This window comes from Rufibacter latericius, assembly GCF_003721515.1.
In the GTDB taxonomy this organism is placed as follows: Bacteria; Bacteroidota; Bacteroidia; order Cytophagales; family Hymenobacteraceae; genus Nibribacter; species Nibribacter latericius.
The window spans coordinates 783,001-798,380 of sequence record NZ_RJJD01000001.1 but is presented as its reverse complement, the minus strand read 5'-3'; the positions used below and the strand labels follow the sequence as shown (position 1 = coordinate 798,380).

Below are 15,380 nucleotides of genomic sequence, written 5' to 3'. Positions count from 1 at the left end.
TGGAAACAGATTATGGGTTATTCAAAAGACTAATGCCTTCGGGCAATAGTTGCACGTCTCCTCGTTTGTACAAGGCCCCGATTGCTTTTTTGAAGGTTTTTTTGCTCATGCCCAGCGTCTGGTAGATCAGTTCTGGAGTGCTTTTGTCAGTGAGCGGCAGGTGCCCCTTCTCAGCGCGCAGCCGCGCCAGGATCATTTCAGAGGCTTCCAGCACCTCATCATAACCCTGTTTCTGCAGGCTCACGTCCAGTTTGTTGTCTTCGCGTACCTTCTTGAGGTAACCCTGGGTGTAAGTGCCGGGCTCCAGGCTGCGGAACACCTCGTTGCGGTAGAGCATGCCCAGGTATTTGTTGTTCACGATGACCTGAAAACCCAATGCCTTCTCCGGCCCGATCAACAGCTGCACTTCGTCGCCTTCCTCCAGCGTGATGGGGTCGTAGTTCAGGAAGGGACCCAGTTTCGTTGAGCCCACCAGGCGGTCTGAGTTATCGTCCAGGTAAACGTACACCAAAGCCCACTGGCCGGTGAACAGAGGGTCGTGCTGATTTTTGTAGGGTACAAACAGGTCTTTTTCCAGGCCCCACTCCAAAAATGCCCCGAAATCTGTCACGTCCCTTACCTGCAGACAGGCAAACTGATCTACCTTGGCTTTTGGCTCCAGCGTGGTGGCAATGAGGCGGTCCTCTGAGTCACGGTACACAAACACCGGGATCATGTCTCCGATGCGGGCATCGGCGGGAACGTACTTGCGGGGCAGCAGAATGTCGCCGTCCTCAGAACCCAGATAAAGACCGTGTTCCACATCGCGCAGAATTTCCAGATAGTTGTAATCGCCTAGGTGTAGCATGGTGTCAGCAGTTTTGGGATATTCAGACAAAGATATTGAATCTATCCGGCACCTATCATGCGTTAGGCAAAGTTTGTTCTAGGCAGGTGTTTCGGGGCTGTTTTACTCAAATCAGGGCTGAAACAGGAATCTTGAAATAGAGCAGAAGTAAACCCAATTGTGGAAAGGGGCTGTTTGAACGGCTGTTTTAATGACCTTCTGGGTGAATCTGGCACGTCATAGGTATTGTGTCGAAGGTGGGTGCGGTTAGAAGAAGGATTTGTTACTTATTTCCCAAAATATAAAAGACATACGGTAGTAAGAAAAGGCAAACCAGGAAAACGGGCCAGATATGGCCGGCTAACAGGTTATAGTCCTGGAGAAGATAGTCCCATGATTTATTGGTTGCCCGGCCAAGGGTGAATTCAAAAGCCACCGTCAATAACACCCATGATATGCCAATCAGAAAGCACTGCCTGGCCGAATGAATGCCCAAATGCGGGAAAACAAATCCTACATATATGGCACATAAGAGGATGAGAGTTATCGTGGACAACTGATGCGCCCTAAGCTCATGGTAGTGTTTTATAAACACCAATTCTCTTAACGTTGCATTGGCAAATGCAATCACGATCATGGGTAGCCAAAGTAGAAAGTGTTTTATGCCCATTTTTTAGAATCTGCCCTCAAAACAAGAGGATGAGAAAAGCCGCGATAGTAGTAGCTGGCTGCAGCCAGGAAACAAAGCCGATGATGGCTACCTGAATGCTAATCCAGAGAAGAAGGATTACACCACAAATGAAAGCAGATGTTCGGGCCAGCCAATGATGCCAAAAGGGAGGGGTAGCAACAGCAAGCGCCGAACCGCCCACGCAAACAAACAAGATAAGGCTTGGAATAAAGTAGTCTTGAAAAGGGCTACCCTTCAGCCATTGGGCAGGAATATTCTCTGCTCCCGCCATGCCGTAGTAACCGCCTCCAAAAGCGTTAACTGCTACAAGCAAGAGCAGCGACCTTAGCGCAAAGTGAATAAATTTTCCTGCTGATGTACACATTTTACCCGTTCCGTTGATGAACCGACTCGCCTAGCCAAATTACCGTTTCCTAAGTGAAAAAAGCTGCTGGCATTTTACGCCTGCTTTTCTGAAAACGAGTCCAAAACAAGTTTACCAGTACTGCGACGGGGAATAGATGCTGCGGCGGTTACGAAGCATAAACCCCAGCACAATCTCGTGCGACCCGTAACTCACCTGGCTCAGCCCCGAAGTGGTGAGGTCATACGCGTACCCCAAATGGAATTTCTGCTTGTACTGGAACCCCGCCGTCAGCACGGCCGCATCATGCAACCGGTAAGAACCACCTACCCAGAACTGATCGCGCCAGAAAATTTTGGTGTTCAGATCCACGGAAAGCGGACTGGGAGCCGCATACTTCACCACCACCGACGGCATCACGCTCAGGTAACTGCTCACCGCCAACCGGTACCCGGCGTGCCCGAAGAAGTGCCGTTGCTGTTTAGCCGATACGGCTGCACGGGTGTCCCGAAAACTGAAAGGCGTAGGTAGCACCTGCGCTACCGAAGCCCCCAGGAAAAAGCGGGAACTATAGAGAAGCACCCCCACCCCAATGTTGGGCAGCAGGCGGTTGTACTCATCGGCGCTGATGACCGGGTCTCCGGCACTGGCGAAGGTAAGCATGTCTCGGTTCAGCCCGAACTGGGTCACACCGGCTGCTACACCGGCCGCCAGTTTAATGGACGAGGTAAGGGGTTGGTGGTATGCATACAGGAACTGTACCTCGGTGCGTTTCAGGCCGGCGGCTTTGTCGGCTTGCACCAGAATACCTACCCCATGGTGCGGACGCGTTTTCTGGGCGTTGTTTCGGTACTCTGGCCGCCATTGATTTTTGAACTTCCCTTTCACGGCGTTCCGGGGCTTGAACGTAGTGGGCGGACTCAGGTAATCCATGCGGGAAAGGGGCATGTGGCCGCTCAGGTAATAAGAAGTGGGCGCACCTTCCAGGCCCGTCCATTGGTTACGGTAACCGGCCCGCACATCCACATAGTTATCGGTGCCGCTCACGGCGGGGTTGAGAAGCACAGGGTTGAGCATGTACTGGCTGTAGTGCGGCACCTGCTGTGCCATCGCTAGAATTGGGAAACAGAACAGGAAAAGCAGGAGGTAGCGGTTCTTTTTCATAGGTCTCCTGAGTTAGCGCAGAATGGTGAGTGGCCCCGTCATCTTCGGCCGGCCGTTATGCGGATCAATGATGTAGTAGTAGGCCCCGATGGGCAGATCGGCTCCGTTCCGCTTTCCGTCCCAGGGACTAGGATAGCCTTGCGAGGAATAGACCTGCTGCCCCCATCGGTTGTAGATCTCAATGGTGATGCGCGGATAATCCTGTATTCCTTCCAGTACCCAGGTGTCGTTAGATCCGTCTCCGTTGGGCGAAAATGCCGTGGGAACCTGCAACCGTTTGATCACCGTCACTAGCATACTGTCCTGGTTGGGGCAACCATCGTCTGAAACAGTGTTCAGGTAATATCTGGTCGTCGTCGTTGGGGAAGCCATTGGGTTGGCCATCGTCGAATTGCTCAAGCTGGTGCCCGGGCTCCAGGTAAGCTTGCCCTGGCCGCTGCCTTTCAACGGCGTGCTCTCGCCTTCAATCAACAAAATGTCAGGGCCGGCTTCCACCTGAGGAATGGGCTTCAATCTGATCTCCACGTCGTCGGTAGCGTTGACACAGGGACTGTTGCTTACCGTCCACCGCAGGACATAGGTTCCGCCCATGGTGCCGGTAAAGGTGGCTGAAGGACTGGCTGCATTGGAGAAGGTTCCGCCCGTGCCTTGTACCACTGTCCATTGCCCAGTGGCGGGGCTAGGAACGTTGGCCTCCAACTTAGCCGTGACGCTGCCGCAGAGCAATTGATCAGGGCCTGCCTGGGCTAAAGGAGCCGGTGAAACAGAAAGGGTCTTGCTGATGGAGGTAACACAACCCAGGTCAGAGGTCGCTGTCAACCGAACGGTATAAGATCCTTCCCGCCCATATCGGTGGGTGGGGTGCTGAGTAGTAGCGGTAGTTCCGTCCCCGAAGTCCCAGGTCCATTGTGTCAATCTGCCGCTAACCAGGCTGGTCATGTCCTGGAAGGAAACCACATCGGCTGCGCAGCCCACGGTGGGTGAGAAATCTGGTTTAGGAGCGGGGTAAACGGTGATGGTAGAGGAAAAGGTCTGTTCGCATTCATTGGCGCCTTTCACCGCCAGTGAAACAGTATAGGTGCCGGGGGCTGCGTACAGGTGCGAGGGAGCGGCTTCTGTGGAGTTGGTGCCGTCGCCAAAATTCCAGGTAAAGGAGAGGGCTCCGCTTCCGCGGGCTTGGGTGGTGTTGGTGAACTGGGCCCGCGATCCTTCGCACACATTCTGGACCGTGAAACTAGCGGCCGGGTTGGGTTTAATGATCAGAGTCTTGGTAATAGACTCGGTGCAGACAATGCCCGACCAAACGCTTAGTTTCACCTGATACGTGCCGGGAGCAGAATACAAATGGGTGGGGTTGATTTCCTCAGAAGTAGTTCCGTCGCCAAAAGTCCATTGCCGCCGGATGATCTTCCCGAAGGCAATAGAACTGGCATCCTGGAAAGTCACGCCCTGCTCCTGGCAGAGAGACGTAGCCGTGAAATTGGGTACGGGCACTGCTCCGCTGATGGTATAGGTATGTGACACGCTGTCCTGGCAACCTTTGCCTGAGGTGACCACCAGTTTTACCGTGTATTCCCCTTCGGCGGTGTACCGGTGGCGTGGAGCCTGGGCAGTGGAAGTGCTTCCGTCCCCAAAGTCCCAGCGATACGTAATGGTGCCAGAAGGCACAGTGGATTGGTTCTGGAAAGCGGCCTCGTCCCTAACGCAGAGATCGGGTAGAGTGAAGGCAGCAACTGGTTTAGGGTTAATGGTGACGGTTTGTTGGGTAGAATCACTGCAGCCCTGCTCTGAGAAGGTTTTAAGTTTCACCGTATAGGTTCCCACCTGCGGGAACACATGCCGGGGGTGTTGTTCCGTGCTGCGTGGTGTTCCGTCGCCAAAGTCCCATTCCCATCGGGTGATTTTTCCCTGTGCTACGGTGGTCTGGTCTTGGAAAAGCAGGACCTCTTTGTCACAGGTTTCAGGGGCACTGAACTTGGCTACCGGTGGGGCAAAAAGAATGACTTGCCGGGTGGTATCTGCTACGCAGAGGTTCTTGCTGGTGACGGTAAGCTTTACGTTATAGGTGCCCGGGTTCTTGAACCGGTGCGCAGGGTGCTGTTTGTCTGAAAAGGTGCCGTCACCGAAATCCCAGCGCCACCCTGTAATGGTGTCGCCGGTGGTAATTTTGCTTTCGTCCCGGAAGCGGGTGCTGTCATTGGTACAAGCTACCTCATAAGATAAACTGGCTTCTGGGGTAGGGAAAACCTCTACTTCTATGGAAGTGGAATCTTGGGAATCGCAGTCATTTCCGTTCGATTTGGTAGTGACCAGGGAAACCGTGTACTGGCCCGGTTTGGCAAAGCTGTGGGAAGGGTTCTGTTCCGATGAGGTGGAGCCATCCCCGAAATACCACTTCCAGGCTAATGGTTGGTATATGGCAAATCCTTTAAACCGGATGTTGCGCCCATCACAGATGCTGTCTGAGGCTACGGTGATGTTCTGGTTCAGATTGGTCACGTTTGCCCCCGCTGAATAAGCATACGACTCAAAATTCCCCAATCCGTAGGCCAAGGCATTGAATCCGCTATCTGCGGTAAGGGTGTGGTTCCCGGCGGAAACGCTGTTTTGCGCATAGGAATACGCCGGATTAGCTGGTACGGGAGTAAACGAAACCGGTCGCCCATCTAGCCGAAACGTACCAATGTCCGCAGTCTTCATGGTCACGTTGATGTAATGACTCGAAATCTGGAAGAACGGAGAGGAGTAGAGGGTAATGTCTTTAAGCGTCTGCTCCACTGGGTTGATCAACACCATTTCCGGGTCGCTGGGGATTTCGTCGCACATCTGCGATTTGGTGTATTGCGTGACCTGTACTGGTTCTGAGGCGGTGATGTAGTTGGCCGTTGTATTCTCAAATTCAAAATACTGCCCGCTGTTTCTGCTCACCGAGTTACCATTCACGGTAATCACCGTATTGTCTTTGGAGGCCAGTACCCGATAAATCTCCCCGGAAGTGCGACTTTTGAAGGGAGCGGTCATGAAGTTTTTGCCCCAGGCGCTCACAGGGTAAAGCTGCTGGTACAGGTTGTCTCCGCTGAACTGCTCAGAGCAATTGTATGGCTCCGGTATGGCTGTGTATGAGCTACCCGAGAAAACCGCGATTCGCTTGCAGGTTCCTACTCCAGAATCAACAGACTCTATTTTAGTGCCCGTAAGATCTTGCATAGAACGCACCTGGTATACTTCGCCTTTCTTCAGGGGCCGGGAAGGGGAGAAGGTTTTCCCGGCAGGTTGTCCTCCCAGGGTTGTAGCGGTGGGGGTGATCTCAATGGTGGTGTTGTCTTCCAAGGCCACCACCATGAGTTGCGAGGCCGCTCTGGAGTCTAGATATTGGGTTTGATGATAGCTGATGGCATAATACGAACGTCCTAAAGTATTCGCCGGTAAGACCAGAGTAGCCCCAGACTTATTTAAGTGATAGATATGGGAATAAACCACCACTGGTGCTTCAGCGGTCACATGAATGGCTTTATTTTCTATGACTTCGCTTGAGCCCACGTACGCCACAGCAGGACTGATGGGGACAACCGTAACCGAGTTAGCAGTTACAGGGTACGTAGTGGCAGTTCCCTGCCCAATGGCTACCTTCACATTGGTGTTGACGTCTGAGGTGACGTACAGGTTCATGCTGGAAATGCCCTGCGGCGGATCGGGGCCAGACTCGTTCTGAATGTGCGCCATGTACCCTATCCAAAAGTCACGCCCTTTGTTGGAGGTGGTTTGCGCGTTTGTGGAAAGACACCATAGAAGCAGAAAACCCGAAAGTAGGCTCCTGATGAGAAGGTTGAGGTAAAATTTCAAGGTCCCCGAGCTTTTGAATTTTAACCACGTTTATGACTTTTGCTCCCAAAGAAGGAAAAGCCTTTTCTTTGTAACACACAATATAAGCTTTTTAAAGTTATATAGTTTGTTGCCGTGCCTAAATTCTAAGCAAAGACCGAAAAATTGCTCAAAACTACCTGAACTCTGAAAGCAGGGGCTGGGTAAAGCGCAGATCATTAAAGTCATAGTACTGCCGGGTGGTTTGAAAAAGCTTGAAATCCTGAGTCCCGTTAACCTGTGGCAAACGGGGATAGTACCCCAGCAGAATCTGGATGGTGTTGATGGGCAGGAATTCGTTCCGGAATCGTAAACCGGCCCCAAAACCGGTATAAGGTTTTTCTTTGAGTGGTGATCTGTTTTCAACGCTGGTCAGCCAAGCAAGGTCTGCAAACCCGATGATGGCCAGCCGGAACCCCAACAAAGTGAGGGGCGTGAAAAAGTTGGTCTCATAATTCAGCACGAACTTACGGTACCCGCGCACTTGCCCCGAACTGAACCCTCTAATGCCATCTTCCTGGTCAATGTCCAATGCAAACAAATCTGGACGGCGCATTCCCAGCGAGGTTCTGTTCCACAGGAAATGCCGCCACCGCCAGTTGCGTAAACGGTATAGAGGGGTGAAGTACAAGGCTTCAGAGGTGAGTACGCCCTGTTCCCAGGAGTTAAGGTGCCGGTAACTACCGTATTCAATGCCACCATAGAAATACCCGAAATCTGGTTGGTATTTGCCAAAAGCCCCTTTAATCCCGAAGTACAGGCGGTTCTTGACAGCCCCATCCTCAAAACCAGCCGTTAGGGCCAGCAGGTTGCCGGCCGGAACGTCTTCCGTGCGGCCAAACCCGAAGAGGTACTGGTCTTTGTAGTATCTCCGGAAACTATACCCAAAAGCGGTGAGGTACAGGCGGGCGCTCTGGATCGTAGGGCCCCCTCCCTGGGTGTACTTGATGTTCATGAACCGGGCCGCGGTGATAAAGCTACCCGCATATTCCTGAGCCAGGTCATATGATTTCAAATGGAAGGATCGGCCAATCCAAAAATCCTGAATATTGTAATCCAAGGGCACATGCTCCATGATTTGCCCCTCTTCTGGTTCTTTCTCCCCTTGCTCGTAGTAATCGGGTTGCAGGGTCTGGTACCAGGCCACGGAGGCACCGCCCGCGTACCGGGTGTTGGTGGAGAAGAAATCCCTTCTGAAACTAAGGCTCTGCTGTTTATAATAATGGGTGTTCTGATAGATCAGCTCTCCTGAGATAAAGGTGTGGGAGATGTTCTGGATAAAGTAACTGCCCAGAAATTGCCAAGGCTGCGGTTCAGATAACCCAAAGCGGTAATTGGTCCTGATCTGGTGCCCCACCCCCATGAAGTTGATATCGCGCAAGGCTAGCCGGGTGCCTGAGGTACTGGCCGAGCCGGAACCACTGATGCTGAACACGTCTTTGGTGATGATGACCACGTCCACGCTGTCTTTGGTGGAAGTTGAGTCATTGACAAAAACCCGGGCATCTAAGAGGTAAGCGGTTTGGCGTAGCAAACGCTCTGACTCCGTTAAGGCCAGGGGCTCCAACAAGTCTCCCTCTTTGAACAGAATCTGGTTACGGAGGAGGTTGCGTTTGGTGCGCATGTGCAGGGCATTGCCCAAGTGCTCCAAGGCGTTGTCAGGCAGGGCCAGGGTGTCGTTGATGGAATACCCAAAGGCATCCAGCCTTTTAAAGTAAATACTCCGGACTACCTTATAGGTGTGTTGTTCATGGCTGGGGGGCAGCAGTTCGTTCTCAATGGGCCCATCTACTCTTCTAGGTTTGAATACCACCAAAGCCTTTACCGCCCTGCCAAACAACGTCTTCCTTTGACTGATGCGCTTGAGCGACTCTAAGAAGCTTTTGTTTTTGGTGGTATCCTCCAGCATTTGGGTCCCCGCAGGCGAGGAGACCGGAGGAAGATCCTGGGCATGGGCGCAAAGACAGGTAAACCACCCTGCTGCCACCAGCAAGAGGAGCCCCCTGAATTGCTTCCAAGATTTGATGCCCGTTACCATACCTTATTACCCATCCCTAAAATACAGCAAATTTCTGCTGGGTGCAATATCTGCTTCATTAATGCTATTTTAATTAGCTTTATCCACAGACTGTGGATAAATTTAAACTAAAAATATTAGTTATTTTGAAGGGAGGGCTCTATCTTGCTAACGTATTCAAAGACTTAAAACGCATAGCAGATGCATACTTCGCTTGTAGAAAAACTAAGTATTTTGGCAGATTCGGCTAAGTACGATGTTTCCTGCTCTTCCAGCGGCGGTAAACGCAAAAATGAGGGGAAAGGATTAGGGAATGCCGAGGGCATGGGGATTTGCCACAGCTATACCGAGGATGGCCGTTGCGTGTCTTTGCTAAAAATATTGCTCACCAACTTCTGCATTTTCGATTGCGCCTATTGTGTGTCCAGGAAAAGCAATGACGTGAAACGCGCGGCTTTCACCGTGCAGGAAGTAGTAGACCTGACCATCAACTTTTACCGTCGTAACTATATAGAGGGCCTGTTCCTGAGCTCGGGTATCTTCAAGAACGCAGATTACACCATGGAACGCTTGGTACGCGTGGCGAAAAAGCTGCGCCAGGAACATAAGTTCAACGGTTACATCCACCTCAAAACCATTCCGGGTGCAAGCGAGGAACTGGTAAAGGAAGCCGGCCTGTACGCCGACAGGTTGAGCGTGAACATTGAATTGCCCACCGAGGAAAGTCTACAGTCCTTAGCTCCTGAGAAGAACTTCAAGGAGGTGCTTACCCCAATGGGGCACATCAAAGACCAGTTGGTGCTGGTGAAGGAGGAGAAGAAACTGTTCAAGTCTACGCCTTCCTTCGCGCCAGCCGGGCAAAGCACCCAGTTGATTGTAGGTGCCACAGGAGAGAGTGACCGCCAGATCATGACCCTGGCCGATGGCCTGTACCAGAACTTCCAACTCAAGCGGGTGTACTACTCAGGGTACGTGCCAGTGGTGACAGATAGCCGCCTGCCTCTTATCAGTACGCCGCCCATCATCCGGGAGAACCGGTTGTACCAAGCCGATTGGCTCGTGCGCCTTTACGGGTTCGGAGTGAACGAATTATTGGACGAACAGAACCCGCAACTAGACCTGCAGATTGATCCTAAGCTGGCCTGGGCCCTGCGCAACCGGCACGTGTTCCCGCTGGAGATCAATACCGCCGACTACGAGATGATTTTGCGGGTGCCGGGTATCGGGATTAAGTCAGCGAAAAAGATAGTGGCCGCCCGCCGCTTTGCCCATCTCACCTGGGAGCACCTGCGCCAGATAGGGGTGGTGTTGAAACGGGCCAAGTATTTTATCACCTGCGGAGGGCGCAGTTTGGAGACAAGAGAATGGGACGAAGAAGCCATCCGGAGAAGAATCATTTTCGGGGAGAAGGGGAGCCGGGCCAGCTTATGGGGGAGCCAACTGGATCTGTTCCAGCAGGCAGGCTAAAACCCCATCTGCCTTGTATCCTTTCTCCGCTAAAGAGAAAAAGAATTGTTTTTGTAAAACCTCATAGATCATTACCTACCATGCCAACTGTAGCCAACCGCCAAACCGTAGCTCCTGTTTCTTTCCGTTGCAAACTCAGCACCCTGGTGCCCTACCTTCGTCAGCTTTCGGCGCAACGCAACGACAACAACGGCAGACGCACCTCTGTGCGCATCGCTTCCTGATTAAATTAAGTGCCCATGCATTTCTATACCTACGATGGTTCCTTTGAAGGCCTCCTGACGGTGGTGTTTGAAGCGTATGAGCGCAAAGAATGGCCTACCCAGATAGGCAAAGAAGGCGAGGCCCCGCCGGGCATTTTCGCAACCCACCACTTCGTGCCCACTCAAGAGGAAAAAGCCAAACGCGTTTGGGACGGTTTAGGCAAAAAGCTGTCGAAAACCGCCTGGGAAAACGTGTACAAGGCTTATCTCTGGGAACAACCCGGGTTTGAGATGCTCCTCTTCCAGTTTGTGCGTCTGGTGTTTTCCAGTACCAAGGAAGGCATAGAAGAAAATTTTGCCGAACCCTGCGTCCAGAAAATGGCGGCGGTAGGCAAGCAGATGTTCCGGGAGAAGCATCGCATGGAAGCCTTTATCCGGTTCCAGCGCACCCAAGATGGGTTGTACATCGCACCCATTAGCCCGGACTTCAACGTGCTTCCGTTGGTAGTGCCCCATTTTGAGAAACGCTACGCCGATCAGCCCTGGCTTATCTATGACGTGCGTCGGGAATACGGGGCTTATTATGATCTGGAGCAAGTCAACATGGTTTCCCTGGAAGAAGCACCTTTGGGTTTGCGGAAAGGACAATTATCTCCGGATATCCTCACCCAGGTGGAACCGTTTTACCAGCAACTGTGGCAAGCCTATTTTGACCACGTCAACATCCCGGAACGGAAAAACAAAAAGCTCCACCTCCGCCACATGCCCAAGCGTTACTGGAAGTATTTGACGGAAAAGAAACCCCGTGTTCAAGCGCACCAACCCATCCAAAACAAACAAGTGCCCACCGGAGTCATGCGGTTGAACGCCTAAGCATTGCCATTTTAAAGCTGTTTTAATGAAATCGACCTATAAACGCTTGTACCCTTATTTTAACAAAAAACCTTAGTTGCGGCTGTCACCTCGCCCAAAAGTTAGAAGGGAGGAAGTGGGAGGTAATGACCCATAAAGTGGTTTTGAGGCTATCGCCTCACTGAAGTTGCAAACTACAGATCAAAGTAGGTCCAAGTCTCAGACTTGAACCATGAAAGAAGACCGGCAGGAGATGTCATTCCCCTACCCACTTCAAAGGGGACGTGCATTTGGGAAGGCAATTCTAGTCGTTCATTTGAACACCAACAACGGCTGGCGAAGTTGCAGAGATGAGTGAAGCCGAAAACAACCAAAAAAGTTAAAGAAGTCAATTCCAATAAAAAAAGGCTTAGAGGCTGTTTTCTGAAAACTACCTTCAAAACACATTCAACAATCTTTTCTCAATCCTGGCCAATCTAACAGGAAACCCAAAAACCATACAAAATAGACTTCTCTTTCTGCAGGTTAAACGCCAAACCCTATCCTTTTAAACGTTTTCACCCGGTTTACCGGAAAAATACCCCAGAAACACTATCTTTGCTCTTCCATTGACAGCACAGGCAGTTTTGGGTACCACGTCAGACAAAAAGAACATCGTTATTTTCGCTTCCGGGTCAGGGAGCAATGCCCAGCGCCTGCTGGAGCAGTTTGAGCAGCACCCGCACATTCAGGTGGTGGCGCTCTTTTCCAACAATCCAGACGCGTATGCCCTACAGCGTGCCCAGAACTTTGGGGTGCCTACGGCGGTTTTTGATCGTGCGGCCCTAAAAAGCGGAGAGGTACTGGCACAGGTGCAGGCCTACCATCCAGATCTCATTGTGCTGGCCGGGTTTCTGTGGCTGTTGCCTTCTTCGTTTGTGCAGGCGTTTCCCGATAAAATCATCAACATCCATCCGGCGCTATTACCCAAGTTTGGCGGCAAAGGCATGCATGGGCAGCACGTGCACCAGGCAGTCATCAACGCACAGGAAGCCGAGACCGGCATCACCATCCATTTCGTGAACGAACATTATGACGAGGGAGCGCCTATTTTCCAGGAACGTTGCCCTGTTCAGGCCGATGATACCTGCGAGACTCTGGCCGCCCGCGTCCTTACCCTGGAGCACCGGCACCTGCCCCGCGTGGTGGAGGAATTGCTGACTTCTTCCAAAAACAGCCCCGAAACGCCCGCAGCCTAACCCTGAGAAGAGATGAAGCAACTGACACGGACTTTTCTACTGCTCTTGCTGCTTTGGACGTGTCATCTGCGGGCCTTCTCCCAGGCCAGAATCCCTCTTGAAAAATACGCCGGTAACCTGAAAGCCGTGCAGGTAGTGGTACAAGGCAAGCCGTATCGGTTTTTGTTTGATACGGGAGGCGGCGAAACCATCATCTCCCCAGAGGTAGCCAAGGCGCTCTCTAAAACTCCGTATGGCCAGATCCCGGCGTACCGAATGACGGGCGAGAAAGTGGTTTTCCAGAAATGCGATAGCGTGGAGTTGTTGTTGAACGGGCAGCGCTTGTTTCAAAATCAAGTGGCGGTGTGGGACTTAATGCGTATTCTGCCCGCGGGTTTGCCCCACTTAGACGGCGTGATCTCCCTGAAGACGTTTGCCGGTAAAATCCTGGGTATCGACCTGAAGAACGACCAACTTACCCTGGAGGACCAAAAAAGCTTCGCCGGCAGGCAAAAGAACCTTGCTTTGGTGAACAGCCGCTTTGCCACTGGTTTGGCAGGAAATGAGCTCAGCCTTTTTCTGGAAGTGCAGGCTCCACACCGAAAACTTTGGTTTTTGTTTGACTCCGGTAATCTGGATCAAATCCTGCTTTCTCCCGCAACGGTAAACCTACTGGGATTGAATGCCTCGGCTGCTCCCGGTACTCAGTTGGAGAAGGTACCGTTAACCCTGCACCGCAAAGCACTGCCGGCACCTGCTACCGTGAAAGACATACTGTATGACGGAGCCCTCAACTTCGACTTCATCCGGGAAAACACCTATTACCTTGACCTGAAGCAGTACCAGGTCTGGAGAAATTGAATCTATCTGAGAACCTACATTTTGTTATCTATATGAATTCCGTTAAAATCAAATCTGCCCTAATCTCGGTGTACTACAAAGATGGCCTGGAGCCGTTGGTGCGCGAGTTGCAGAAACAAGGCGTCACTTTCTATTCTACCGGCGGTACCCAGACCTTCCTGGAAGGCTTGGGCGCCGATGTGGTGGCCGTTGACAGCGTGACCGATTATCCGTCTATCTTCGGAGGACGCGTGAAAACCCTTCATCCTAAAATCTTTGGGGGAATCCTGCATCGCCGCAGCCACGAACAAGATCAGCAGGAAGTAGAGCAATTCCAGATTCCGGCTCTGGATCTGGTGATTGTAGATCTGTACCCGTTTGAGGAAACCGTAGCTTCCGGCGCCGCCGAAGAAGACGTGATTGAGAAAATCGATATTGGGGGAATTTCCCTGATCCGCGCGGCGGCGAAGAATTTCCAGGACGTTTTGATCGTGTCTTCGCGTGAGCAGTACGGCGAAGTGGTGGAGTTGCTGCAAACCAAAGAAGGCAACACTGTATTGGCGGACCGCAAGCGTTTCGCGGCCAAAGCCTTTGATGTGTCGTCGCACTATGACACCCACATCTTCAATTATCTGAGCAAAGAACAGGACCTGGCCCCGGCCTTCAAGCAAAGCGAGCGCACCAGCCAAACCCTGCGTTACGGCGAGAACCCGCACCAGAAAGGGTATTTCTACGGCGATTTAGAAGCCCTTTTTGACAAACTGAACGGAAAAGAGCTATCGTACAACAACCTGGTAGACGTTGATGCGGCCGTTCTCTTAATGGCGGAGTTCTCAGACCAACCGGCCGTTGCCATCCTGAAACACACCAATGCCTGCGGCGTGGCCGTGGCTGATTCTTTGCACCAGGCCTACGTGAACGCATTGGCCTGCGACCCGGTGTCTGCCTTCGGAGGGGTGATCATCGTGAACAAAACCGTGGACTTGGCTACCGCCGAAGAACTAAACAAATTGTTTTTCGAGGTACTGATTGCCCCCGAGTATGACCAGGATGCCCTGGACCTGCTGCGTTCCAAGAAAAACCGCATTCTGCTACGCCAGAAACCAGTACAATTGCCTTCCAAGCTGTTCAAGACCTTACTCAACGGCGTGATTGAGCAAGACAAAGACCTCGCTGTTGAAACAGCCGCTGATTTCAAAACGGTTACCCAGCGTGGTCCGTCTGAGGAAGAGGTGCAAGGCCTGGAGTTCGCCCTGAAGGTTTGCAAGCACACCAAGTCAAATACCATTGTACTGGCCCGCGGAAATCAGTTGCTGGCCAGCGGCGTGGGCCAGACCTCGCGCGTAGATGCCCTGCGCCAGGCCATTGAGAAAGCCCGCGGGTTCGGGTTTGACTTGGGAGGCGCCGTTATGGCCTCAGATGCGTTCTTCCCGTTTCCGGATTGTGTGGAGATCGCCGCAGAAGCCGGCATTACTGCGGTGGTGCAGCCGGGTGGTTCCATCAAAGACCAGGACTCCATTTCCGCCTGTGATGCCCGCAACATGGCCATGGTCATGACTGGCGTGCGCCACTTTAAACACTAATTCTCACCCATTTTGAGGCAGTGCAGGCCCGGTTGCTCTAAAAGCGGCCGGGCTTTTGTTTTGAGAGCGTTTTCCCGGAAGTAGCTTAAAAACTGAAACCTGCAAAAATGGATTTTGCAAATCCAGGACTCATAGCTATCCCATTTCAGAAATTGGATCTCGTTTGAATTCATAGGTATTTCCAGTGTTACCGGTTCTTAATTCGTAGAAGACCAAAGCGGGTTGAGAGGAGGGGGATTTTGCCCTTTTTAGGGCCGTTTTCCATTAAAAAGGGATAAAACAGAACTGTCTCACCCTCAAGCGTAATTATTGGCGG

11 protein-coding genes are annotated in these 15,380 nt (G+C 52.0%); 6 read left to right on the top strand and 5 right to left on the bottom strand.

Annotated elements, in window-relative coordinates:
* Nucleotides 1–10 precede the first annotated feature (10 nt).
* The 5 genes from EFB08_RS03115 to EFB08_RS03090 all read right to left on the bottom strand — a co-directional run bounded on the left by EFB08_RS03115 (nt 11) and on the right by EFB08_RS03090 (nt 8,923).
* On the bottom strand, nt 11–847 hold the full coding sequence (locus tag EFB08_RS03115; RefSeq protein ID WP_123125424.1) for a CvfB family protein: 837 nt from the start codon (nt 845–847) through the stop codon (nt 11–13).
* Nucleotides 848–1,512: 665 nt separating this feature from the next.
* Complete coding sequence (locus EFB08_RS03105) at nt 1,513–1,881, bottom strand: hypothetical protein (RefSeq protein WP_125077637.1); 369 nt, start codon at nt 1,879–1,881, stop codon at nt 1,513–1,515.
* A 111-nt stretch (nt 1,882–1,992) separates the two neighbouring features.
* Nucleotides 1,993–3,024: a PorP/SprF family type IX secretion system membrane protein gene (locus EFB08_RS03100; protein WP_123125421.1), complete on the bottom strand. Its 1,032-nt coding sequence runs from the start codon at nt 3,022–3,024 to the stop codon at nt 1,993–1,995.
* Between the two features lie 12 nt (nt 3,025–3,036).
* Nucleotides 3,037–6,867, bottom strand: a complete 3,831-nt coding sequence (locus EFB08_RS23960; protein ID WP_123125420.1) for a gliding motility-associated C-terminal domain-containing protein — start codon at nt 6,865–6,867, stop codon at nt 3,037–3,039.
* Between the two features lie 154 nt (nt 6,868–7,021).
* Complete coding sequence (locus EFB08_RS03090) at nt 7,022–8,923, bottom strand: BamA/TamA family outer membrane protein (protein ID WP_123125419.1); 1,902 nt, start codon at nt 8,921–8,923, stop codon at nt 7,022–7,024.
* A 180-nt stretch (nt 8,924–9,103) separates the two neighbouring features.
* On the opposite strand from EFB08_RS03090, the gene EFB08_RS03085 reads away from it, so the two are divergent.
* The 6 genes from EFB08_RS03085 to purH all read left to right on the top strand — a co-directional run bounded on the left by EFB08_RS03085 (nt 9,104) and on the right by purH (nt 15,064).
* Nucleotides 9,104–10,369, top strand: a complete 1,266-nt coding sequence (locus EFB08_RS03085; RefSeq protein ID WP_123125418.1) for a putative DNA modification/repair radical SAM protein — start codon at nt 9,104–9,106, stop codon at nt 10,367–10,369.
* An 80-nt stretch (nt 10,370–10,449) separates the two neighbouring features.
* On the top strand, nt 10,450–10,593 hold the full coding sequence (locus EFB08_RS23405) for a hypothetical protein (RefSeq protein ID WP_165864783.1): 144 nt from the start codon (nt 10,450–10,452) through the stop codon (nt 10,591–10,593).
* 15 nt (nt 10,594–10,608) lie between these two features.
* Nucleotides 10,609–11,445 carry a TIGR03915 family putative DNA repair protein gene (locus EFB08_RS03080; RefSeq protein WP_123125417.1) on the top strand — a complete coding sequence of 279 codons (837 nt, stop codon included), beginning with the start codon at nt 10,609–10,611 and terminating at the stop codon, nt 11,443–11,445.
* A gap of 605 nt (nt 11,446–12,050) precedes the next feature.
* Entirely contained in the window at nt 12,051–12,662 is a 612-nt protein-coding gene (purN, locus tag EFB08_RS03075; RefSeq protein WP_123125627.1) for a phosphoribosylglycinamide formyltransferase, read from the top strand.
* Nucleotides 12,663–12,674: 12 nt separating this feature from the next.
* On the top strand, nt 12,675–13,502 hold the full coding sequence (locus tag EFB08_RS03070; RefSeq protein ID WP_123125416.1) for an aspartyl protease family protein: 828 nt from the start codon (nt 12,675–12,677) through the stop codon (nt 13,500–13,502).
* A gap of 32 nt (nt 13,503–13,534) precedes the next feature.
* Nucleotides 13,535–15,064, top strand: coding sequence for a bifunctional phosphoribosylaminoimidazolecarboxamide formyltransferase/IMP cyclohydrolase (gene purH, locus EFB08_RS03065; RefSeq protein WP_123125415.1), 1,530 nt, complete (start codon nt 13,535–13,537; stop codon nt 15,062–15,064).
* The last annotated feature ends 316 nt before the right edge of the window (nt 15,065–15,380 follow it).

What these genes read in the sequence shown, in the direction of transcription:
- EFB08_RS23405 (WP_165864783.1), top strand. Translation starts at nt 10,450, where the DNA reads ATGCCAACTGTAGCCAACCGCCAAACCGTAGCTCCTGTTTCTTTCCGT.
- EFB08_RS03070 (WP_123125416.1), top strand. Translation starts at nt 12,675, where the DNA reads ATGAAGCAACTGACACGGACTTTTCTACTGCTCTTGCTGCTTTGGACG.
- purH (WP_123125415.1), top strand. Translation starts at nt 13,535, where the DNA reads ATGAATTCCGTTAAAATCAAATCTGCCCTAATCTCGGTGTACTACAAA.
- EFB08_RS03090 (WP_123125419.1), bottom strand. Translation starts at nt 8,923, where the DNA reads ATGGTAACGGGCATCAAATCTTGGAAGCAATTCAGGGGGCTCCTCTTG.
- EFB08_RS03105 (WP_125077637.1), bottom strand. Translation starts at nt 1,881, where the DNA reads ATGTGTACATCAGCAGGAAAATTTATTCACTTTGCGCTAAGGTCGCTG.
- EFB08_RS03080 (WP_123125417.1), top strand. Translation starts at nt 10,609, where the DNA reads ATGCATTTCTATACCTACGATGGTTCCTTTGAAGGCCTCCTGACGGTG.
- EFB08_RS03085 (WP_123125418.1), top strand. Translation starts at nt 9,104, where the DNA reads ATGCATACTTCGCTTGTAGAAAAACTAAGTATTTTGGCAGATTCGGCT.
- EFB08_RS03115 (WP_123125424.1), bottom strand. Translation starts at nt 847, where the DNA reads ATGCTACACCTAGGCGATTACAACTATCTGGAAATTCTGCGCGATGTG.
- EFB08_RS03100 (WP_123125421.1), bottom strand. Translation starts at nt 3,024, where the DNA reads ATGAAAAAGAACCGCTACCTCCTGCTTTTCCTGTTCTGTTTCCCAATT.